Annotated in this window: 17 protein-coding genes; 8 read left to right on the top strand and 9 right to left on the bottom strand. The window is 40.1% G+C overall.

Going from position 1 to position 22,988, the window contains the following annotated elements; translation table 11 throughout:
- Positions 1-8 precede the first annotated feature (8 nt).
- From CXF74_RS11630 to hemW, 7 genes are all read left to right on the top strand, one after another.
- Complete coding sequence (locus CXF74_RS11630; RefSeq protein ID WP_101082614.1) at positions 9-707, top strand: YggS family pyridoxal phosphate-dependent enzyme; 699 nt, start codon at positions 9-11, stop codon at positions 705-707.
- Positions 708-1,136: 429 nt separating this feature from the next.
- On the top strand, positions 1,137-1,961 hold the full coding sequence (gene proC / locus CXF74_RS11625) for a pyrroline-5-carboxylate reductase (protein ID WP_101082613.1): 825 nt from the start codon (positions 1,137-1,139) through the stop codon (positions 1,959-1,961).
- A gap of 19 nt (positions 1,962-1,980) precedes the next feature.
- Entirely contained in the window at positions 1,981-2,523 is a 543-nt protein-coding gene (locus CXF74_RS11620) for a YggT family protein (RefSeq protein ID WP_101082612.1), read from the top strand.
- A 23-nt stretch (positions 2,524-2,546) separates the two neighbouring features.
- A complete protein-coding gene (gene yggU / locus CXF74_RS11615) occupies positions 2,547-2,834 on the top strand; it encodes a DUF167 family protein YggU (RefSeq protein ID WP_232772505.1) in 288 nt (95 codons plus the stop codon).
- Positions 2,835-2,843: 9 nt separating this feature from the next.
- On the top strand, positions 2,844-3,266 hold the full coding sequence (locus CXF74_RS11610; protein WP_101082610.1) for a DUF4426 domain-containing protein: 423 nt from the start codon (positions 2,844-2,846) through the stop codon (positions 3,264-3,266).
- Between the two features lie 40 nt (positions 3,267-3,306).
- Complete coding sequence (gene rdgB / locus CXF74_RS11605; protein WP_101082609.1) at positions 3,307-3,909, top strand: RdgB/HAM1 family non-canonical purine NTP pyrophosphatase; 603 nt, start codon at positions 3,307-3,309, stop codon at positions 3,907-3,909.
- A gap of 118 nt (positions 3,910-4,027) precedes the next feature.
- The gene (gene hemW / locus CXF74_RS11600; RefSeq protein ID WP_101082608.1) at positions 4,028-5,170 is read left to right on the top strand and encodes a radical SAM family heme chaperone HemW; all 1,143 of its coding nucleotides are present in this window, start codon (positions 4,028-4,030) and stop codon (positions 5,168-5,170) included.
- A 66-nt stretch (positions 5,171-5,236) separates the two neighbouring features.
- On the opposite strand, the gene CXF74_RS11595 is transcribed toward hemW, so the two are convergent.
- The 8 genes from CXF74_RS11595 to purL all read right to left on the bottom strand — a co-directional run bounded on the left by CXF74_RS11595 (position 5,237) and on the right by purL (position 19,464).
- Positions 5,237-6,583: a HAMP domain-containing sensor histidine kinase gene (locus tag CXF74_RS11595; protein WP_101082607.1), complete on the bottom strand. Its 1,347-nt coding sequence runs from the start codon at positions 6,581-6,583 to the stop codon at positions 5,237-5,239.
- The gene (locus CXF74_RS11590; RefSeq protein WP_101082606.1) at positions 6,564-7,238 is read right to left on the bottom strand and encodes a response regulator transcription factor; all 675 of its coding nucleotides are present in this window, start codon (positions 7,236-7,238) and stop codon (positions 6,564-6,566) included. Before CXF74_RS11590 ends, CXF74_RS11595 begins: the two co-directional genes overlap by 20 nt.
- Before the next feature lie 189 nt (positions 7,239-7,427).
- Positions 7,428-8,888, bottom strand: a complete 1,461-nt coding sequence (gene nagE / locus CXF74_RS11585) for an N-acetylglucosamine-specific PTS transporter subunit IIBC (protein ID WP_101082605.1) — start codon at positions 8,886-8,888, stop codon at positions 7,428-7,430.
- Positions 8,889-9,040: 152 nt separating this feature from the next.
- Positions 9,041-10,279 (bottom strand): sodium/glutamate symporter, encoded by a 1,239-nt coding sequence (gene gltS, locus CXF74_RS11580; RefSeq protein WP_101082604.1) that lies wholly within the window; start codon positions 10,277-10,279, stop codon positions 9,041-9,043.
- Between the two features lie 65 nt (positions 10,280-10,344).
- A complete protein-coding gene (locus CXF74_RS11575; protein ID WP_101082603.1) occupies positions 10,345-11,112 on the bottom strand; it encodes a hydratase in 768 nt (255 codons plus the stop codon).
- 56 nt (positions 11,113-11,168) lie between these two features.
- Positions 11,169-12,647 carry a cardiolipin synthase gene (cls, locus tag CXF74_RS11570; protein ID WP_101082602.1) on the bottom strand — a complete coding sequence of 493 codons (1,479 nt, stop codon included), beginning with the start codon at positions 12,645-12,647 and terminating at the stop codon, positions 11,169-11,171.
- An 89-nt stretch (positions 12,648-12,736) separates the two neighbouring features.
- Complete coding sequence (locus CXF74_RS11565; protein WP_232772504.1) at positions 12,737-15,448, bottom strand: sensor domain-containing protein; 2,712 nt, start codon at positions 15,446-15,448, stop codon at positions 12,737-12,739.
- A gap of 119 nt (positions 15,449-15,567) precedes the next feature.
- Positions 15,568-19,464: a phosphoribosylformylglycinamidine synthase gene (gene purL, locus CXF74_RS11560; protein WP_101082600.1), complete on the bottom strand. Its 3,897-nt coding sequence runs from the start codon at positions 19,462-19,464 to the stop codon at positions 15,568-15,570.
- 178 nt (positions 19,465-19,642) lie between these two features.
- Between purL and mltF the strand changes: the two genes are divergently transcribed.
- On the top strand, positions 19,643-21,157 hold the full coding sequence (gene mltF, locus CXF74_RS11555) for a membrane-bound lytic murein transglycosylase MltF (protein ID WP_101082599.1): 1,515 nt from the start codon (positions 19,643-19,645) through the stop codon (positions 21,155-21,157).
- A gap of 501 nt (positions 21,158-21,658) precedes the next feature.
- Here the strand turns inward: mltF and CXF74_RS11550 are convergent.
- The gene (locus CXF74_RS11550) at positions 21,659-22,897 is read right to left on the bottom strand and encodes a hypothetical protein (RefSeq protein WP_101082598.1); all 1,239 of its coding nucleotides are present in this window, start codon (positions 22,895-22,897) and stop codon (positions 21,659-21,661) included.
- Between the last annotated feature and the right edge of the window lie 91 nt (positions 22,898-22,988).

Here is a 22,988-nt window from a genome sequence, read left to right as displayed (position 1 = left end):
CTATTGAAATGACTAATATACAAAAACAAATAAATAACGTTACTCAAAAAATAGCTCATGCGGCAGCGCAAGTACAACGTAATGCGCATCAAATTCAGCTATTAGCAGTCAGTAAAACCAAACCTGTCAGTTTGATTAAACAAGCATACCTTGCTGGGCTTCGCCATTTTGGTGAAAACTATGTACAAGAGAGCGTTGAAAAGATTCAACAAATCAAACTTGATGGTGATTTTAAAGAGCCAATTATTTGGTACTTTATTGGTCCACTGCAATCGAATAAAACACGCCCAGTGGCAGAAAATTTTGATTGGGTACAAAGTGTTGAGCGTTTAAAAATAGCACAACGCCTTAATGATCAGCGTCCAAATGACTTACCTGAGCTTAATATTTGTTTGCAGGTTAATATTAGCGGAGAAGCGAGCAAATCAGGTACTACTTTATCGCAAGTTATTGAACTCGCATCTCAAGTTAGTGATCTACCTCGCTTAAAACTACGTGGCATAATGGCCATTCCAGAAAAAACAGACGATGTGGCACACCTTGAAAAACAACTTAATGAACTCCATTTCATTTTCAAGAAATTACAAACCTTATATCCAGAAGTTGATACACTGTCGATGGGCATGAGTGGTGACCTGCACAGTGCGATAAAATGCGGGAGCACAATGGTGCGTATTGGCACCGACATTTTTGGCGCAAGAAACTAAAAGCGTTTTTCCGTCTTTATTTACGCAAGTAATATAATGATGGCATCAATGACAACCGACCTGCTTTATACCCATGTCACCTCAAGATGCTTTGTCAGGTACAAGCTCGATAACCAGAGCAAGGCACAACATGAGGTAACCTATCGAAGTTTAACTACGTTAATCTTCTGTCGGTAGGGTTAAATAAAGGACTTAACCCTTTATTGTTATCACTTTTCAATTGTTGTAACGCGGGGCTGCCATGGTTGAACAAGAAGCGAGCTTGCGCCCCGTAGGGCAAGGTAACTTGCACCCATCTACGTCGTTATAAAATATCGACTTAGAATGACTAGGCTTCAATTTTATGCCTGGTATCTAGGCACAATTTTCCTTGCTGACTTTGCATATTGAAGTCACATGGGCATATATATAATAAATAGGGAAATATTCATGTTACATAAAAAGATTACCTTTATCGGTGCAGGCAACATGGCATCAAGCATTATCAGCGGTTTAGTTAAAGACGGTTATCCAGCTGATGCTATTTGTGCAAGTGAGCCTAATGCACAAGCGACCGATAAATTGGTAACACAGTTTGCAGTTAAAGGCAGCCAAGATAATACAGCTTCTGCTCAGTGGGCTGACGTGATTGTATTGTCAGTTAAGCCACAAATCATGGCGATTGTGTGCCAAGCGCTTGTTGATAGCGGTGTGGATTTTAGTAATAAATTAGTACTTTCGATTGCAGCTGGCGTTTCAGTGAGACGCTTACAATCATTATTAGGTGAAAATACCCCCGTCATCCGCACTATGCCAAACACGCCTGCATTATTACAAAAAGGCATGACAGGGTTATTTGCATCACCACAAGTTAACGCCGAAAATAAAGACTTTGCAGGGCAATTAATGCAAGCCGTTGGTGAAATGCTTTGGGTTGAAGAAGAATCAATGATCGATGCTGTAACGGCAACATCAGGATCTGCACCCGCTTACTTTTTCTTATTTATGGAAGCGATGCAGGCAAAAGCACAACAAATGGGCTTTAGTGAGGAACAAGCAAGACAGCTTGTTTTACAAACCGCATTAGGTAGCGCTGAAATGGTAAAACATAATCCCGATATTAGCATTGGCACACTGCGTGAAAATGTAACATCAAAAGGTGGCACAACAGCCGCTGCGCTAAACTCTTTTAATGAGTTAGGCTTAACAGAAATCGTTGCAAAATCGATGCAAGCAGCCGCTGATCGTGGTGCAGAGATGGAAAAACTTTTTTAAAAACAGGATAAACAGAACTATGAGCTCAGTTAATTTTTTAGTGAATACCTTATTTGACCTATACATCATGGTCATTTTATTACGCGTTTGGTTACAAGTTGCACGTGCGGACTTTTATAACCCATTTAGCCAATTTGTTGTAAAAGCCACACAACCTATTGTTGGGCCATTACGCCGAGTTATCCCTAGTTTAGGCGGCTGGGATAGCGCGACCATTTTATTTGGTTTTGTTATTGCTTGTGCAAAAATCATCACTCTTAGTTTGATGATGAATAGCGCACTTAACCCAATGGTGATTGCAATATCAGGTCTCGTTATTTTATTAACTGCAGTCTTTAAACTGATTTTCTGGGTATTGGTATTACGCGCTATTTTAAGCTGGGTAAGCCAAGGTAATAATCCAATTGAAGCTGTGATGATTCAGTTAAGCGAACCTTTATTGGCACCCGTACGCCGTGTTATTCCTGCGATTGGTGGATTAGATCTGTCGATGATCGTAGTTTTATTAGGTTTACAATTTGTTGAATTGTTAGTCAATGACCTGTTAAGCAAGCTCTTTTAAGCCGCTTGTTATCGATGGATTCTTTGCCTGAAAACAAACCTTACCTAAAACAAGACGCAGATGATTTATTACTGCGTCTTGTTTTACAACCTAAATCCAGCCGTGATGCCTTTGTTGGGTTGCTCGGTGATGAGTTAAAAGTCGCAATTACCGCACCACCCGTTGATGGACAGGCAAATAAACACCTTATCAAGTTCTTAAGTAAACAATTTAAAGTCCCCAAGGGGTCTATTATTGTTGAAAAGGGCCAACTCAATCGCCATAAATTGGTACGTATAAAAAATCCTAAACAAATACCAGACGCTATTTAAGGAGCTGATATGTTTAAAATTATCCTTGCCATATTTTTTTCCACTCTTGCCCTTCCTGCAACTGCCGAGCAAAAGCAAGACTTCTCCAATCTAGAAGTGCATTACATCGCCCTGCCTTCCACCTTTATAGAACCTTATATCGCCACTCAGTACGGCTTAAAACGCAGTAAATATACTGGTTTGGTGAATATTTCAGTATTAGATAAAAATCAGCAATCCATGCCCATTGAAGCCAACCTTATTGGTAGTGGACGCAATCTAATCGGGCAAATTGAACAGCTTAAATTCAAAAAGATTAAAGAGGGTAAATCGATTTATTACATCGCAACTTACCCGTTTACTAATGAAGAGATAGTAAAGTTTGATGTGCAAATAAAAGCACAAAACAAAACACATCGCTTGAAATTTCAACACAAATTTTACGTAGAATAAACAAAACAAGCTAACAGCGGGTATTTTCTAGGAGTTATAAATGAACAAGCAATGGGTATTAGCAACAGGTAACAAAGGCAAAGTGAAAGAGATGAGTGAGCTACTTAATAGCTTCTCAATCGAAGTGTTGCCACAAAGCCACTTTGATGTCAGTGAAGTGCCAGAAACAGGCACTACCTTTGTCGAAAATGCGATTATCAAAGCGCGCCACGCTGCAAAAGTAACCGGTTTACCTGCTATTGCAGATGACTCTGGCTTAGAAGTTGATTTTATCAGTGGCCAACCTGGTATTTACTCAGCACGTTTTGCAGGTGAAAATGCCAGCGATCAAGATAACATTGACCTGCTACTAAGCAAGTTAGAAGGTGTTGGTGAGGCACAGCGTAGCGCACGTTTCCAATGTGTATTGATTTATATGCGCCACGAATTAGACCCGACACCGATCATTTGCCAAGGCACGTGGGAAGGTATGATTACGCAGCAACAAAATGGTGAAAATGGTTTTGGTTACGACCCTGTTTTTTGGGTTGCTTCAGAAAACTGTTCATCGGCACAACTGAGTAAACAACGTAAAGGTGAGTTAAGTCATCGCGGTAAAGCACTGGCGTTATTAGTTGAACAGTTACAAGCCCAGTTAGGCTAATCAAGAAAGCAAAATAAAAACATGCAAGGCTAAAGCCTCACTTCCCAAAATATAACATCTGTTATTGGCTGTGAGGCTTTAGCCTTGCCTTAATCACCTACAATAAAATAGGCACTCCATGTTACAACTGCCACCACTTAGTCTTTATATTCATATTCCTTGGTGTATTGAAAAGTGCCCATATTGCGATTTTAATTCTCATAAATTACGTGGAGAAATCCCCGAGCAAGCTTACCTAGAAGCCTTACTAAAAGATCTTAAAACCGATCTTTTTTATGTTCAGGGCAGGATCCTAGACACTATTTTTATTGGTGGTGGTACGCCGAGTCTTATTTCAGCACAAGGTATCGGCTGGTTATTAAAAGAAGTAGAGCAGTTAATTCCGTTTAAGGAAAATATAGAGATCACCTTAGAAGCAAACCCTGGCGCCATTGAAAACAGTAAAATAGCAGAGTTTTATAAAGCGGGTGTTAGCCGTTTTTCTTTTGGTGTACAAAGCTTTCAGCAAGAGAAACTAACCCGTTTAGGTCGAATACATGGCGTTGATGAAGCCAAATCTGCAGCGCTACAAGCAAAAGAAAGTGGTGTAAGCACGTTCAACCTAGACTTGATGCATGGTTTACCTGATCAAAGTCTTGAGGATGCGTTGTTTGACCTGCAAACGGCCATTGATCTAAAACCAACACATCTTTCTTGGTATCAATTAACCATCGAGCCAAATACCCAATATTTTTCACATCCGCCTAAATTACCAGAAGATGAATTGCTCTGGGAGATTCAAGAAGCCGGACAAAAACTACTCGCTGAACATGGTTATCGCCAGTATGAAATTTCAGGTTATACGCAAGTAGGTTTTGAGTGCCAACATAACATTAACTACTGGTCATTTTCAGACTACTTAGGTATTGGTTGTGGGGCGCACGGTAAGTTAACGTTACCGCTAGAAAACAAAATAATACGCACCACAAAAATCAAACATCCAAAAGGTTATTTAGACGAGAGTCGTCCTTTTTTAGATGATTTACAAACTGTCGCGCAGGAAGATTTAGCCTTTGAATATATGATGAATCGTATGCGTTTGATTGCACCGATTCCTTTTGCTGAGTTTGAGCAATATACAGGGTTAAGCATTGATGCAATTGCATTACCCATACAGCAAGCGATTGATAAACAGCTATTGATTAAACATAGTGATCATTGGTTAATGACTGATTTGGGCCATCGTTATTTGAATGAGTTATTAATGTTGTTTATGGATTAGCGAGCTACGAGTAGCGAGAGATTAGCTGCGAGATAGAAGTTCGAAGCTCGAGACTCGAAGCTGATCTTAACCTGCTAACTCATTAAAAAATAATCGCGCACGTAATCCAGGGTAGTTATTGCTTAGTCCAATCTGCCCATCGTGAATTTTCATCACAGTATTGACTAACGCCAAACCTAAACCAAAACCATGTACTGAGCGGCTGGGGTCTAAACGTACCAATTGGTCTAACGCACGCTCCCTGTCTTCTGCTTTAATACCTTTGCCATTATCAGCAATCACCACCCCAAAACAGTCAATAATGATCTCTATAACACCATTTTCAGGTGTGTATTTAATGGCATTATCAAGCAGATTAAACACAGCTCTAAACAGTAAACTCGGGTTACCCTGTAAAATACACGGCATATCAACGGTGATGTATATTTCCTGATTTTTATCCAGCGCTAATGGCTCGGTAAAATCTAATACATCATTGACTATTTTATTGAGATCACAGCTCTTTTTAGCAACCGGCACTCGTCCTGTTTCTAAGTTGTAAAGCTCCATCATGCCGCTAAAAGTATCGATAAGTAGCGAGAAATCTTGCTGAATTTCAGATAACAGTAATTCATTTTTAGGCAAAAATTGGCCACTATTTAATAAGTCTTCAATACGTAACTTAATGCGCCCCATGGGTGTGCGCAAATCATGGGCAATATCAACAGTTAACGATTTAAGCTTAGATTCACTCTTTTCTAATTGGTCTAACATGTTATTAAGGTGTGTCGCTAAGGCATCAAACTCATCTCCTTTTTTACTCACACTTAAACGCACGCCTCGCTCGCCATCCATGACACGATTCATGGTTTGATTAACTAAGTTAAGGCGATTTAAGAGGTGCATCGCTATCCATGTGGCCATCACAAATAACGCTAGAAAAGGATAAAAAGTGCTCCAAACAATCGATATATCCAAATCCTTTTTAAATTGCTGATACTGTTCGCGATTAATACCCACCACTAATTCACGACCATCTGCGAGTATGACTTTTGTCGCACGCATAGTAGGGTAATCTTGTACTGTCTGTAACGGCTCCGCCTGAGTATCAATTTGTGCAATAGTCGGGTAATTATTGCTAGGTTCTATCTTGCGTCTTTTCTCACCGGTAAAATGATAAATGTAGCGTTTATCTTTTCTTAATTCCTGAATATTTTCCTGCAGGGCTAATTGCCCATCCACTTCAGATATTTGTGCTAATTGTTCTGATTCACCAATAAGCCACTGATCAAGATTCGCGTTATAAAGTTCCACTGAGCGATGGTAAAGCTGATACATTAACAGGCTCATCATTAGAAATAGCACGATCGCAAATGAGACCAGCCATTTTAAAATCGATGAACTAGAGAGCTCCTTACGGCTGTCGAATAACATAACCTGCTCCACGTACTGTTTCGATCGGCGAGCTAAACCCCTGGCTTTCTAATTTCTTACGCAATTTAGCAATATGCACATCAATCACATTTGTTTTTGGATCAAAATGATAATCCCATACGGCTTCAAAAAGACGCATACGAGAAACCACCTCATCGGCATGTTGCATTAGATAACTGAGTAGAATGAACTCTTTGTTTTGCAATAAAACCGGCTGTTCGTGGTAAGTGACTTTTTGTGACAACAGGTTTAACACTAACCCGCCTATTTCGATTTTATTGTTAACCTTAGTTGGCGTATGACGGCGTAAAATAATATTTACCCGCGCTAATAACTCAGCCAACGCAAATGGCTTAGTAAGGTAATCATCGCTACCCGCCGTTAACCCCTCAACTCTTTGTTCAACACTGTCTAAAGCACTTAAAATTAACACGGGTGTGGTATTACCCGTTGCACGCATTGCGGCTAGTACTTTCAATCCATCTAAACTGGGTAACATACGATCTAAGATAACCAATTGGTATTCACAACTAATCACCATCATCAGCGCCTCTTTTCCATCACCCGCACTATCAACCACAAAACCTTGTTGTGTTAATGCTTTAACAACAAATTCACGTGTTGTTTGGTCATCTTCGACGACTAATATTTTCATTGTGCTTCCTTTAGCAAAATATACGCTTTATTACTTTACGGATAATATCTATAGCGCTTCATCCCATCATGATGGTTTAAATAAAGCAGAGAGATAAAATAATAGTAACAAAAAAGGCGACCCGAAGGTCACCTTTAATTACTCACTAAATTAAACCGACTAGCGGTAGATTTAGCTAGGAGAGTACAACTATTTTTTTAAAATAATTTTCATTGCATCAGCAACTTTGTCTACTTTACCAAGACCAATGATAACCTGTAAGCCATCTTTACCCATTGGGACAATCGCAATAGCACCCAGCGCTTTTAAGCCAGCTTGGTTAGCAACAGATGAGTCTTTTACAGTTAAACGTAAACGAGTAATACAGTTATCAACTTCAACGATATTTTCACTGCCACCAATCTCTTTGATGTAAGCGGCTGCTAGTTCAGACATATTCACTTCTTTCTCTTCGCCAGCATTCATATCTTCACCACGTCCAGGCGTGTTTAAGTTGAATTTCTGAATGATAAAGCGGAATAAGAAGTAATAAATAGCAAAGAAAACAAGCCCTTGAGCAATCAGCATATACCATTGTGTCGCTAATGGGTTTTGGCTTGATAATACAAAATCAACCATACCTGCTGAGAAACCAAAACCAGCCATCCACTGCATACTTGCAGCAATGTATAAAGACAGACCGGTTAATACCGCATGCACAACATACAGTGCAGGCGCTAAGAACATGAAGCTGAATTCAAGTGGTTCAGTAATACCCGTGAAGAAAGAAGCCATGGCAGCTGCAATCATAATTGAGAATACTTTATCTTTGTTACGAGGCTCTGCACAGTGGTACATAGCAAGTGCAGCACCTGGTAGACCAAACATCATGATAGGGAAGAAACCCGCTTGATACATACCCGTTTTACCGACAATAGCAGTACCATTTGCGATAGACTGAGCGCCACCTAAGAAGTTCGGGATATCGTTAATACCAACAACATCAAACCAAAACACAGGGTATAGGGCGTGATGCATGCCAACCATTAATAATAAACGGTTAAAGAAACCAAACAGACCTGCACCCAATGCATCAAGTGACTGTAAGTATTGACCAAAGATGCTTAGACCTTCAAAAATAACAGGCCAAACATAAAGGAATACAAAGGCTAATAACATACCCGCAATAGACGTCAATATTGGTACTAAACGCTTACCACTGAAGAACGCTAAGGCTTTAGGTAATTCTACCGCTGAAAATTTATTATAAATTTCTGCCGATACGATACCGATTAGAATACCGATAAACTGATTACCGATACTGCCAAATGCAGCTGGTACTTCACTAATATCAATACCTTCTAACTGCGCAACCGTTTCAGGCGAAAGTAATGTTGTTAATACCATAAATGCAACAAAACCAGATAGTGCAGCGTTACCACTTTTGTCTTTACTTAAACCAAATGCCACACCGATAGCAAACAGCAATGCCATGTTATCGATAATCGCAGCACCCGACTTAATCAAGAAAGCTGCAAAAATGCTTTCGCTACCCCAACCAACAGGATCAATCCAGTAACCAATACCCATCAAAATAGCGGCGGCTGGTAATGTTGCCACTGGCACCATTAACGCTTTACCGACTTTTTGCATGTAACCTAATGCGCTCATAACTTACCCTCAATGATTAAAATTAAATTTCGAGGCTAGTATAAATAATGACGTGTTAAGCGAAGGTTGCACCAACATTAACTATTGTTAATGTTGGTGCTATTAATGCGTTTAATTGAAGGTTTTTATCTAAATAGCGCTAATAGGCAGGGTTAAGCGAACGTGCTTAGGAAGAATGGAATCATCACTGCATTCACTAAGTCGATAAAAAAGGCACACACTAACGGCACAATAATAAATGCTTGTTTTGAATACCCATACTTTTGCGAGACAGCGGACATATTGGCCATCGCCGTGGGTGTCGAGCCAAGTGATATTCCACCAAAACCAGCACACACAACAGCGGCATCATAATTTTTACCCATCGCAGGAAAAACGATATATAGGTTTACTAAAATCGCAATAATAAACTGCGCGCCTAAGATGGCAAAAATAGGGCCCGCTAAATCAACAAGTGTCCATAACTGCATACTCATTAACGACATCGCTAAGAAAGTACCTAAGGATATATCAGCGATTAAGGTAATTGCAGGGCTGCCTGTCGGCCAATGCGTTCCCGTAATAAGACGTTTCTTTTTAGGTAATAAGTTAGTGATAACAATACCTGCAAACAAACACGTTACAAAAAGAGGTAGTTGTAAGCCCATTTCAGCAACCACTTCATTGAGAATAAAACCAAAAATAGCGCAAATATGGATAGCAAAAACCGCATCTAAGAACTCAAAACTATTGATCCCTTTTTCCGCTGCTTTTTCCTGTTTTGAGCAAACAGCATCAATCTCTTCAGCCGGTTTTAAGTTATTACGCGTGATTAAATATTTGGCAATAGGCCCGCCCATTAAACTGGCTAAAATCAGACCAAAAGTTGCACTGGCAATACCAATTTCCATCGCGCTATTCACGCCATATTCTTCACCAATACGTGGCGCCCAAGCAATCGCAGTACCATGACCACCAATAAGAGAAACACTACCACCGAGTAAACCAACAGCAGGATCTTGACCTAGCAACTGCGCCACACTAATACCGGTGAAGTTTTGTAGAATCATGTAAGCAATAGTAATACATAATAAAATCACCAGAGGTTTACCACCCGTTATCAAGTCTTTCAAACTTGCATTGATACCGATAGTAGTAAAGAAGTAGACCAGCAGAATATCGCGCGCGGTTAAATCAAATTGAATCTCGATATCCGTTAATACAAATAACAATGTAATCAAAACAGAAAACAGAATCCCGCCCGTCACAGGTTCAGGAATACTAAATTCCTGTAATAATGTTGATGCGCTATTAATTCGTCGCCCAACAAACAACACAATAATGCCAATGGTCACGGTGAAAAAAGAGCTTAGGCTTAATACGCCATCCACAATAGATAAAGTGTCGTTCATTGAAAATCCTTTTCTGAGTAAATTAATTTATTGATACTGATGCTGATTTTTCTGTACTGCCCCTTTTATACTGAATCTTCAATAAAAGTAACTTGGTATTTTCCTAAGCCTTCATATTCGATTTCTGTTAAGCAATTAAAATCAACCTCAACCACGCCAGCATAAGACCCAGTAATGATGGCTTGGCCTGCTGTAAAACTAACACCACGCTGGCTCATGTAGTTAATTAACCAATGTAATGGCTTTTGTGGTAATTGATTTGGGTGTTTTCCCGCAAAGCGCTGTTTATTTTTTTCCTGATTGAAGGTGATGGTAAATTCATTCGCTAAATAAGCGCTCGCTTTATCGATTTCAGGGCCTATAAATAAACCTTGATTCACTAAGCAATCTGCTAGTTTTTCATAGAATGAAACATCACTTTGGCCACTAAAACGATCTTGCATCAGTTCAAGGGCCATATGACAACGATCAACAGCTGCATCAATCTCTGCTTCACTATATCCGTTTGTTGATGCAGGTAAATCCGCGCCTAATATAAACGCAATTTCAGGCTCAACACGCGCTTTTCCATTTTCAGAAAATAAGCTACATTGTTGGCCCGATTGCACGGTATCGCTAAAGAGTGGCGCCACGATCAGCTGATCTTCATTTAACGGTAACGAACACTTCCAACCCGCGACTTCATCACTGCGTAATTTTATCGTTTCACTTTGAATCTGTAATGCTTGTTCACTGTTTTGTGGTCTTAGTTCAGTGGCTAAACGTAATTTTTTAGGTGTTTTGATGCGGTTATTAAGCAACTGCTCAGCCGCTATTTGGTCAGTGTTGTTCATTATGATCTCGTTATTTTTATTAAGCTCGTTACACTAAAATCATTTGTGTAACACTATTACAATAAAGGGCTAAAAAGGTAGACAGTGCTTTCTAGTAGTTTTTTAAAATAGCTGCGTTTATTCCATTCATTAAGTGATAACGGTTTCGAAGCTAAAAGGTAATGCATCTGTGTGGTTAGTAGCTCACCGGCAAACTCATGATCGTCTACTAACATGGTCATTTCAAAGTTTAACCAAAAGCTACGTCGATCTAAATTCACCGTGCCTACTAAGGCAATTTTTTCATCCACGACAATGCTTTTTGTATGTAATAGACCGCCATGGAATTTATAGATTTTCACACCAGAGGTCAGTAACTCTTCAAAGAAAGCGCGCGAGGCATACTTCACCATAAAAGAATCATTTTTAGCCGGTACAATAACCTTCACATCTACACCACGTAATGCAGCGACCTGTAATGCCGCTAATAAACTTTCATCGGGTACAAAATAGGGGGTGGTTAATACCAAGCTATATTTGGCTTCGTAAATAGCGGTTAATAAAACTTGGTGAATACTCGCCCGCCCAAAACCTGGGCCAGAAGGGATAAGCTGCGAGTTTTGTTTGCCACAAATAGGGAAGCGCTCTGCCTCGGCACTTGGCAATGGAATTTTTTGATTCGTTTCAAGATACCAATCCCAACTAAAGAGTCCCTGCATCTGTTGGATAATAGGCCCTTTACAACGCACCATAATATCAACCCACTCTCCAAGTTCTTTGTCTTTTTTAAAATAAGCGGGATCCACAAGATTCATACTACCGGTATAAGCAACATCATCATCAATGCACACTAACTTACGATGCATACGTAAATCTTGTCGTTGAAACAGTAACCGAAAGGCTCCCACCGGTAAGGCTTCTACAACTTCTACGCCTGCGAGCCTTAAGGCTTGTGGTTTTTTCCCGTTAAAAAAATCATGGCTACCCACAGAGTCGAACAATAACTTACATTCAACGCCACGTTGAGCTGCTTGCATTAAGGCATCTAATAACGGGTCAACTAAGCCACCCTCATTACAGATATAAAACATTAAATAACAACGTGTTTTTGCTGTTTTAATTTTCTCAGTTAGCTCAATTAATATTTGCTGGGTGGAGTCAAGAAGATGGTGATCATTGCCTAACATCATAGGCACACCCGTATAAGATTCCACAAAGCGTTGCATGGGTAATACAGAGGGAGAACTCAGTGCTTCAGGCAAGCGATTTTCTTGCACTTCATTTTTTAACCAAGTTTTAAACTCTATGGCCATCGATTCACTGCGTTTTTGTCGTTTTTTACCTAAATGCAGTTCGCCAAAAATGAAATAACCAATAATGCCAAGCAGAGGAATTGCATAGATTAAAAATAACCATGCAAGAGAAATACCGATGGGTTTGCGTTTGATAATGACACGTAGGGAAGTCATTAATAAGAGAGAGAAGTATAACGTTGCAGAAAGCACCACGTAAATGGTGCTGTCCTGCCAAGCATGCTCAAAGGTGAGAAAATCCATCTATTTGATACCTATAACTGTTACTAATCAAAGCGCTTTATTTTGCACGTTGAGTAGCAACAAGTATTATAAAAAGGTCAAATTAACAGTTATTTTTTCTTGTGGCAACGTAAATGAAAAGTGGCTTCACTGACTTTCATCGGTTTGGTTTGAAATTCCCCTTGGCCTGACGATATTTGCTGATCTCTAAGGTAATCTTCCTGCGCCGCGTTTTCAATACCCGAGCCCACCACGTCAATACCCAGCTCTCTTGCAAGTACCATCACTGACTTAATCATTGCTTCGCCGACTAGGCGACCCGGTACACCTTGAATGTAATTTTTCGTTATTTTAAATTTTTCGATCCCTAACGGTTCAATAAAATGAAAAATAGGAATATCAGCACCAAAACCATCAACAGTGATGGCAATACCTAACTTGTGAATATTAAAAAGGTTTTCATGGATCGTATAATTATTACTTTCAAAAATGCTTTCAGAAACTTCAAACTCAATGTCTTTAGCAGAACAACCAGTGTCTTTTAAAATAGTTTGAATGTCGGCAATAAAGCTAATTTGCTCAAGTTGGCTCGTTGATAAGTTAACCGCAATACGCCCAAAGAGAATATTGGCTTTATTCCATTTAACAGCTTGCATGGCAATGGTATTTAACATTTTCAAACCGATTGGGATCAATAAACCACTTTCTTCGGCCAGACTTAAAAAACGATCAGGCAATAACACACCATATGTCGGGTGATTCCAACGTAGCAAACTTTCCATCGCAACGATGAGCTTTTTATTAAGGTCATATTGCGGTTGGTAATAAAGCTCAAATTGGTCTTCCTGCAACGCAATTTTCATCTCTGTTTCTAACTGTAACTGGTTAGAAGAATACTCGGTAAGTTGATCTGTATAAAAATGGTAAGGGCTTTTTTTGTCTAATTTAGCACGCCACATCGCTTTTTCAGCACTCAGCAATAAGGTATCCACATCGGCGCCGTCATCGGGACATAAACTAATGCCGATCGTTGCACTCAATGAGGCCTCAATGCCAGAAATTTCAAATTTATGCTCAAATTGCTCAGCAACTCGTTGCGCAACTAAGGCCGCTTCATGTTCATTTTTAAGGCCATCAACAATAATGACAAACTCATCATCACCAAAACGTGCGATGGTATCTTTTTCGAAAATACAGTTTTTCAAGCGCACCGCGATCTCTTGTAAGACTTTATCGCCGGCATCGTGCCCGTACTGGTCATTAACGGCTTTAAAACCATTAATATCAATCAGCACAACGGCCATGGCTATTTCATTAAAACTCGCACGATGAATCGCATCTTCTAATTTGGCAAATAGTGCAATACGGTTTGATAACCCCGTCAGCGGATCATGCTTGGATAAATATTGAATTTTACTTTCGATATTCTTATTTTGGCTAAGGTCAGTAAAAGAATAAATACGATTATTAATGCCCTTTTCTAACTCAACACGGTAAACATCTAACCATGCAAAACGTATCTCTTGCAGCTTGTTCCGATAGGTAATATCGCCTTTCCACTGTTTATTGTTTTCTAGCCCTTCCTCTATTCGCTGATAGAGCGTTGAATTGGGCTCTTCTGCCGATAAGATAGAAATATCAGAGCCTAATAACTCAGATCGTTTATAACCAGTTAATTGGCAAGTCGCTAAATTAGCAGAATTAATGATGCCCGCTTGATCGGTCACAATAATATTTTCTTGGCTGTTTTCAAATACCGCGTTAGCCACTTTAAGGCGTTTTTGTAAGCGATGATTAGCCGTAATATCTCGGCCGATGCCGATTAACCCTTGCACATCACCTTTGCTATCCAATAACGGCACTTTTCTCATGTCGATAAAATGACGCTCACCATCAACGTAGGTCAGGTGCTCTTCACCTGAATAGGTTTCATTATTGAACATCACATCTTTGTCTTGTTGCTGGCACATACTGGCCTGCTCAAGCTCAAAAAATTGATCGTCCGTTTTACCTATAATGTTTCTTTCTGGTTGTCCGATAAACTTTTCAAACTGCTTGTTACACCCTAAGAAACGGCTTTCTAAATCTTTGAAAAAGATTAAATCGGGCGAGATATTTGCCGTTGCGCGTAACATAATACGCTCTTTTTCAATGCGACGTTTAGCTTCATTTAATTCTGAAACATCGAATATCATGCCAATTTGAATATCACTATCGACCATTAACTCCTTGCGGAAAACAACTTCACGGGGATAACCATGGACATCATGTAACTGGCATTCAAAAAGATGAACTTGATGATCGTTAAACATCTTTCTATCTATTTTTTCAATTTCTTTTTGCAATGATGGGGGTAAAACTTCTGAAATATGCTTACCAATAATATCATCACAAGTTAGCCCTAAATGATTTGCAAAGCTGTTGTTACAGACAATGATATTTCCATCTTTGCTTTTGTAATAAATAGGGATATTTATATAGTTGAGGGCATTTTTTACATCGTCACTGATCAGCTTCTTAGTGCTCAGTGGCGGTATTTTTTCGTTAACGGGTTTGGATTGATTTAAATAAGTAACATGAAGTTGTGGGAAAAGGCTTTCGACTTGAGCGACAATAATATCAGGAACATATTGTTCAGTTATAAAATGATGATAATTACTCTCTGCTAATACGGCTAATATTTCATTACTGCTAAGCATATGTTTTGTATGATAAGAGACACCTTGGTTGTCATCTGTTAGAGAAGCTAATAACGCTTCGACCAATGCAACATTACGTCCAATATATAAAACATTTTTGACGAGTAAAGACAAAGAAACCACCTTTCAGTTATTTAAAATTCATTTATGCTATTAAATCAATACCTTAAGCAATAAAACACAGTTTAGACCAATAATAAAAAAGGGGATCAATTGATCCCCTTTTTATACGTTATAACAGACTAACCTAGTTGTTTACGCACGTTTCTAAACATACGCATCCATGGGCTATCTTCTTTCCATTCATCTGGATGCCATGAGTTAGCAACCGTTCTAAATACTCGCTCAGGATGTGGCATCATGATTGTTACACGCCCATCTTGAGAAGTTAGACCAGTAATACCGTTTGGTGAACCATTTGGATTCGCCGGGTAAGCTTGGGTATTGTTGCCGTAGTTATCAATAAAGCGTAATGCGATATTGCCACTCGCTTCGATAGCCGCTAAATGCTGTGCATCTTTCACTTCAACACGACCTTCACCGTGAGAAACTGCGATTGGCATATGTGAACCGGCCATATCATTTAAGAATAACGAGTTATTCTTTTGTACTTCAACAAGACTGAAACGCGCTTCAAAACGTTCAGAGTTATTACGCACAAAACGAGGCCATAAATCAGTACCCGGAATTAGCTCATGTAGGTTAGACAACATCTGACAACCATTACACACACCTAATGCAAACGAGTTTTCACGTTCAAAGAAAGTTTGGAACTGGTTACGCGCCTGTTCATTAAACAGAATCGATTTAGCCCAACCTTCACCAGCGCCTAATACGTCACCGTAAGAGAAACCACCACAAGCGACTAAACCAGCGAAGTCTTCAAGCTGAACATCACCCGCTAAAATATCACTCATGTGTACATCAATCGCAGAGAAACCCGCACGATTAAAGGCAGCAGCCATCTCTTGTTGAGAGTTAACACCTTGTTCACGAATGATTGCCATGCGTGGTAAAACGCCAGTAGCAATATAAGGTGCAGCTACATCTTCGTTGATATCAAAAGTAAGCTTAGTGTTTAAACCCGGATCTTTATCATCTAATTTAAGATCAAACTCTTGTTGTGCACATTCAGAGTTATCACGTAATGCTTGCATTTTCAGCGTCGTTTCAGCCCAAATACCACGGTATTCAGAACGTTTAGCCGCTAATACATCTTTACCATCACGGGTAAATTCAATTAAGTCAGTCTCATTTAATGAACCAATCACTAATGAGTTAGACGTTAGACCATGACCTGCTAGTACGTTTAATACTGCTTCTTTATCTTCACGTTTAACTTGAATAACAGCACCTAACTCTTCCGAGTAAAGGGCAGCAAAGTCATCGTTATCTAGTTGATCAAGCTTAACCGTGACACCACAGTGACCAGCAAATGCCATCTCTGTAATCGTAGAGAATAAACCGCCATCACTTCTATCGTGGTAAGCCAATAGTTTTTTATCTGCAACCAATGTTTGCATTGAGTTGAAGAAACCTTTTAATAACTCAGGGCTATCAAGATCCGGTGTCGACTCACCTAACTGTTTGTAAACTTGAGCCAGTGATGAACCACCTAAACGGTTTTGGCCGTTACCTAGGTCAACTAGAATTAAATCTGTTTCACCTTGGTCAGTACGCAATTGAGGCGTTACTGTATTACGGATATCACGTACCGCACCAAAGGCAGTAATGATTAAAGACAATGGTGAGATAACTTCTTTCTCACTACCATCTTCTTCTTGCCAGCGTGTCTTCATTGACATTGAATCTTTACCAACTGGGATAGTTAGCTCTAATTCAGGACATAACTCTTCGCCCACCGCTTTAACTGCTTCATATAAACCAGCGTCTTCGCCCGGGTGACCCGTTGCAGACATCCAGTTAGCAGAAAGTTTAATGCGTTTGAAATCACCAATATCAGAACATGCGATGTTAGTGATTGATTCAGCTACAGCCAAACGAGCAGAAGCGCCAAAGTTAAGTAGTGCAACTGGCGTACGTTCACCCAGTGCCATCGACTCACCGAAGTAAGTATCGTAACTTGCAGCGGTTACCGCACAATCGGCAACAGGAACCTGCCAAGGACCGACCATTTGGTCACGTGCTACTAAACCAGTAACAGAGCGATCACCAATGGTAATTAAAAATGTTTTTTCAGCGATAGATGGCAGACGTAATAAACGCTCTGCAGCATCTTTAATGCTTGCGCCAGATAGGTCTAGTGCTTTGCCTTTCGCTAATTGTGTTGTCACTTCACGATGCATTTTAGGTGCTTTACCTAATAATACTTCAAGTGGCATATCGATTGGTTTGTTATCAAACTCAGGATCGTTAAGTGTTAAATGCATCTCTTCAGTGGCTTCACCGATCACAGCGTATAACGCACGTTCACGTTTACAGATTGCTTCAAACGTTGCTAGGTTTTCAGGCTTAACGGCCATTACGTAACGTTCTTGAGATTCATTACACCAGATTTCGTGTGGTGCCATGCTGTTTTCGTCATTTGGAATAGCACGTAAATTGAAGACACCACCACGGCCACCGTCATTCACAAGCTCAGGCATTGCGTTTGATAAACCACCCGCGCCTACATCGTGAATAAATTGGATTGGGTTATCATCACCCATCTGCCAACAACGATCGATTACTTCCTGACAACGACGTTCCATTTCTGGATTTTCACGTTGTACCGAAGCAAAATCTAAGTCTTCCGTAGAAGCACCTGAATCCATTGAAGAAGCAGCACCGCCACCTAAACCAATGTTCATTGCTGGACCACCTAGTACAACTAACTTAGCGCCGACTGGGATCTCTTTTTTCTGTACATGGTCACGACGAATATTACCTAGGCCACCCGCCAACATGATTGGTTTGTGGTAACCACGGATTTCGTTGCCGTTATGGCTTTCTACTTGCTCTTCGTAAGTACGGAAGTAACCAAGAATGTTTGGACGACCAAATTCATTATTGAATGCAGCGCCACCTAGTGGAGCTTCAAGCATAATATCAAGAGCAGAAACAATACGACTTGGTTTACCAAAGTCTGTTTCCCATGGTTGCTCAAAGTTTGGAATACGTAAGTTAGAAACAGAGAAACCCACTAAACCCGCTTTTGGTTTAGAACCAATACCGGTTGCGCCTTCATCACGAATCTCGCCACCAGAACCCGTCGCAGCACCAGGGAATGGTGAAATAGCAGTTGGATGGTTATGTGTTTCAACTTTCATCAAGATATCGATATCTTCATGGTGGTAACCAAATTCACGATCATCAACGCTTGGGAAGAAACGACCGGCTTTGTAACCTTCCATTACTGCTGCGTTATCGCTGTAGGCAGATAAAACATGTTCAGGATGAAGTTCATGGGTATTACGAATCATTTTGAACAATGATTTAGGCTGTTTTTGGCCATCGATTGTCCAATCAGCATTGAAGATTTTATGGCGACAATGCTCTGAGTTTGCCTGTGCAAACATCATTAATTCAATATCGTTAGGATTACGGCCTAACAAAATAAAGTTTTCTACCAAGTAATCAATTTCATCATCAGCAAGCGCTAAACCTAAGCTGATATTGGCAGCCACTAACGCACTGCGACCTTCGCCAATAATATCAACACTACTCATTTTGCCAGGCGTACCCTGTACAAAGAGTTGAGCAGCATCATCAAGTGAAGTAAATACCACTTCCATCATGCGGTCATGTAATAAACCAGCAAGTTGTTTGCTTTGCTCATTTGACAGTTCGACTGATGTTTCAATGTAATAAGCAACACCACGTTCTAAACGTTTAACTTTGCTTAAACCACAGTTTTTAGCAATGTCCGTTGCTTTTGAAGACCAAGGAGAGATAGTGCCTGGGCGTGGTGTTACAAAAAGTAACGTACCAATTGGATCGTGCTCGGCAATTTTTGGTCCATATGTTAGTAATTTTTGTAAAACAACTAACTCTTGCTCATCTAGGTTTTCCGTTAAATCAGCAGCATGCATAAACTCTGCATAAATTTGCGTAACAGGTAGATTTAATGCTTCACAGTTTTTTAAAAGCTGGTTAACACGAAATGTAGATAGGGCTGGTGCCCCACGCAAAATTTCCATAGGTTATTTCTCTCGTTGGATAAATAAAATGATCTTGGGTTCAGGCTCGCGATTATACTTAAAAAGCGTTTTTTATTAAACAGAAACCCTCTATAGTCAGAGTTTATTTCGTTCTTCAATGCACTTTTTGATTAAAAAACAATCAAAACAGTCTTAAAATTTAGATCTGGACCCAGTTATGCCCATTAAATTATTTTCCCGAGTAATAAAAGTATTTTTTATTAGCGTTTCACTTTTTTTCTTGGCTGCGTGTAATCCATTTGTACAAACCAGTAGCTTAGAAAAAATCCAAAAACGTGGTGATATCATCATGGGCACAATCAATAGCTCATTAACTTATAGTTACGATGGTAATACTTATAGTGGTTTAGATTATGAACTCGGTAAACAGTTTGCAGCTTACCTGGATGTTAAAATAACCATCAAAACCTACAATTCTCTTAATGAATTATTTTTAGCACTCGACAATAATCAAATAGACTTTGCAGGCGCAGGTCTCACGCTGACACCAAAGCGAGCAGAAAAATATCGTAGCTCTCCCCCTTATTATTATGTCTCGCAGAAATTGGTTTATCACAAAGGGACTTACCGCCCACGCAAGATTGCAGATGTTAATGCACCAATTACTGTATTAACTGACAGTAGCCATGCCGAAACATTGAACGCATTGATAGAAGAAAACTCACATCTTGAAATTGACTATCTTGATAACGAAGATCAAGAAACCTTATTACGTAAAATCGCAGAGAAAAAGGTTAAATTTGCTATTGTAGACAGCTCAACACTGGCTCAAAAACAGCGTTATTACCCTGCACTTACTGAAGCATTTACAATTTCAGAAAAGCAACCAGTCGCTTGGTTAATCAATAAAAATCAAGATGATAGCGTTTACTCGGGCATGATAGAGTTCATCGGTAATAAGTATAATGACCAAACGATTGCACAGCTTGAAGAAAAATACTTTGGTCATGTTGGTCACTTTGATTATGTCGATACCCGTATCTTTCTAAAACGCATTAAAAAGACATTACCGCGCTATGAAGCGTTGTTTAAAAAGTATGAAAATAGCGAAGTAACCTGGAAATTACTGGCGGCAGTCAGCTACCAAGAGTCGCACTGGAAACCTAATGCACGTTCTCCAACAGGTGTTCGCGGCATGATGATGCTGACCTTAGACACTGCAGATTATGTGGGAATCAAGAATCGCCTTGACCCGGCGCAAAGCATCAAAGGTGGCGCAAAATATCTATCACAATTGATAAAACGCTTACCCGATAGCATCCATGAAGATGAAAAATTGTGGTTTGCTTTAGCCAGTTACAATATTGGTTACGGCCATTTAATGGATGCCAGACGCATCACTGCGATGAAAAAAGAAAACCCTAATTCATGGTCTGACGTAAAAGATAATTTACCGCTATTACATCAACAAAAATGGTATAAAAAAACCCGTTATGGTTATGCACGAGGCCGAGAAGCACAACATTATGTGAATAATATTCGCCAATATTTAGAGACGCTAAACTGGTTTGTTTATGAACGAATGAAAGCATTAAAAGAAGAAGCTGAAAAACAGGCTGAGATTGAACGATTAGCAGCTATTGAAGCGGCCAGTCATGCTGTCGTTGAACTGGCGAATGAGGCGATAAAAAGTGAAGGTGAAGTGAGCGGTGCAAGCGCAACCAATAACTAAGAGCTGCGAGCTAAGAGCTAAGAGCTGCGAGCTAAGAGCGGCGAGCTAAGAGCGGCGAGCTAAGAGCTAAGAGCTAAGAGCTGCGAGCTAAGAGCGGCGAGCTAAGAGCTAAGAGCGGCGAGCTAAGAGCTAAGAGCGGCGAGCTAAGAGCTAAGAGCGGCGAGCTAAGAGCTAAGAGCGGCGAGCTAAGAGCTAAGAGCTAAGAGCGGCGAGCTAAGAGCTAAGAGCTAAGAGCTAAGAGCTAAGAGCTAAGAGCTGCGAGCTAAGAGCTGCGAGCTAAGAGCTGCGAGCTAAGAGCTAAGAGCTGCGAGCTAAGAGCTAAGAGCTAAGAGCTGCGAGCTAAGAGCTAAGAGCTGCGAGCTAAGAGCTACGAGTGGCGAACTGCGAGCTAGAAGCTAGAAGCTAGAAGCTTTTATCACTCCACCAGCGCAAACTAAAACGTCACCGAGATCTCGTGACGTTCATTTTTCTATATTGATTTAAAAACCTTAAACTAAGCCGTTACGAGCAACTGACTTGGTCCCAAAACCATGAGCTTGCGGTGGGCGTTTCCCAACTACCGGGGTTATTTTTAGCTTGATAACAGCTACCTTTATAAATAACCAGCTCGCCATTGTTCGCTTTAGTGGAACCCACAACAAATTCCTTGGCATCACTAGGCTGACTCGGCTCTACAGGTTTCACCGGTAATACGGGTTCTACAGGAATAACAGGCGCAGTGACTGGCGGGTTATCGTCACAGGCAACATTAGACCAGAACCAGGAATTAGCTTTGGGTATTTCCCAAATACCTGGATTATTTTTGGCTTGGTAACAATTTCCGTTATAAGAAATGCTATCACCATTATCTATTTTACTTTCGCCAGGAATAAACTCAGTAATAGGAAGTGGTTTTTCAACATCAGGAATAGCCGGCACATCAGGATTTACCGGAGTAATAACGCCATCAACACCCGTGGGTAATAATAACCAATCATCCAGATAAGTTTTTACATAATCGGTGCGAATACCAATAGTGCCTTCGCTTAACAAGTCATTATTTACCGATAACAGTTCAATGCCATCTAAGCTTAAGGTCAATACACTACCGATGGCTGAAAATTTAATTTTATACCACTGCCCAGCGGCTAAATGCCCACTTTCATCAAGGTAGGTTTTAACACCATTGCTTAACGTTGTTTGCCCAAGCGTTGTATAACTGCCTTGATACTTAACCTTTATCGTGACATTTCCATCATAACGGACAGAGGCGACATAGAGATCATCCGATGTTTGGTAACGCGTAAAGGCATGCAAGCCAGACCAAAGAGGAATGTTTGATTGGTTTTTCCACGCTTTAATTTTGGCGCGATATTGATTAGTTTGATCGCTGTATTTTAGTTCATTACCCTCGCTATCCTTAGCGATAGCAACAACACGAAATACTTTGTCATCAGTCCAACCCTGCTGCCAACCGTTGGCCACATCAGAGGCAGATTTTGTAGATAGGCAACCCGAAGTGATATCAAAATGTTGAATGGAAGATTTATTATTGGAACACTCAAGCAGTTGTGCGTCTTGATAGCTTTCGAAGTTTTCACCTAACCAAGGTTGGTTTTCAGCGGTGCTACTTGTATAAGGTCCCTCACTTTCAGGGTAGGCATCGTAAAACGCAGAGGCGGAACCACTAACAGTCATAAAGCAGAAAGTACTGAGATAACTAAATAGTTTTTTAAATTTAAAATTTTTCTGGTTAAGCATCATAGTATCCTTACAGTATGCTAATAAAATCCTTTTCTCATCGCTTTAACGGCAGTCTATTTAGGTTATGCTAGACAGACAAATTCCAGTA

The organism is Psychromonas sp. Urea-02u-13 (assembly GCF_002835995.1).
Lineage (GTDB): Bacteria > Pseudomonadota > Gammaproteobacteria > Enterobacterales > Psychromonadaceae > Psychromonas.
This window is presented reverse-complemented; position numbering and strand designations above follow the sequence as displayed.

Excerpts from the sequence above, each read along its gene's own strand:
- CXF74_RS11630 (WP_101082614.1), top strand. The coding sequence starts at position 9 with ATGACTAATATACAAAAACAAATAAATAACGTTACTCAAAAAATAGCT.
- proC (WP_101082613.1), top strand. The coding sequence starts at position 1,137 with ATGTTACATAAAAAGATTACCTTTATCGGTGCAGGCAACATGGCATCA.
- CXF74_RS11620 (WP_101082612.1), top strand. The coding sequence starts at position 1,981 with ATGAGCTCAGTTAATTTTTTAGTGAATACCTTATTTGACCTATACATC.
- CXF74_RS11610 (WP_101082610.1), top strand. The coding sequence starts at position 2,844 with ATGTTTAAAATTATCCTTGCCATATTTTTTTCCACTCTTGCCCTTCCT.
- rdgB (WP_101082609.1), top strand. The coding sequence starts at position 3,307 with ATGAACAAGCAATGGGTATTAGCAACAGGTAACAAAGGCAAAGTGAAA.
- hemW (WP_101082608.1), top strand. The coding sequence starts at position 4,028 with ATGTTACAACTGCCACCACTTAGTCTTTATATTCATATTCCTTGGTGT.
- CXF74_RS11595 (WP_101082607.1), bottom strand. The coding sequence starts at position 6,583 with ATGTTATTCGACAGCCGTAAGGAGCTCTCTAGTTCATCGATTTTAAAA.
- CXF74_RS11590 (WP_101082606.1), bottom strand. The coding sequence starts at position 7,238 with ATGAAAATATTAGTCGTCGAAGATGACCAAACAACACGTGAATTTGTT.
- nagE (WP_101082605.1), bottom strand. The coding sequence starts at position 8,888 with ATGAGCGCATTAGGTTACATGCAAAAAGTCGGTAAAGCGTTAATGGTG.
- gltS (WP_101082604.1), bottom strand. The coding sequence starts at position 10,279 with ATGAACGACACTTTATCTATTGTGGATGGCGTATTAAGCCTAAGCTCT.
- CXF74_RS11575 (WP_101082603.1), bottom strand. The coding sequence starts at position 11,112 with ATGAACAACACTGACCAAATAGCGGCTGAGCAGTTGCTTAATAACCGC.
- cls (WP_101082602.1), bottom strand. The coding sequence starts at position 12,647 with ATGGATTTTCTCACCTTTGAGCATGCTTGGCAGGACAGCACCATTTAC.
- purL (WP_101082600.1), bottom strand. The coding sequence starts at position 19,464 with ATGGAAATTTTGCGTGGGGCACCAGCCCTATCTACATTTCGTGTTAAC.
- mltF (WP_101082599.1), top strand. The coding sequence starts at position 19,643 with ATGCCCATTAAATTATTTTCCCGAGTAATAAAAGTATTTTTTATTAGC.
- CXF74_RS11550 (WP_101082598.1), bottom strand. The coding sequence starts at position 22,897 with ATGCTTAACCAGAAAAATTTTAAATTTAAAAAACTATTTAGTTATCTC.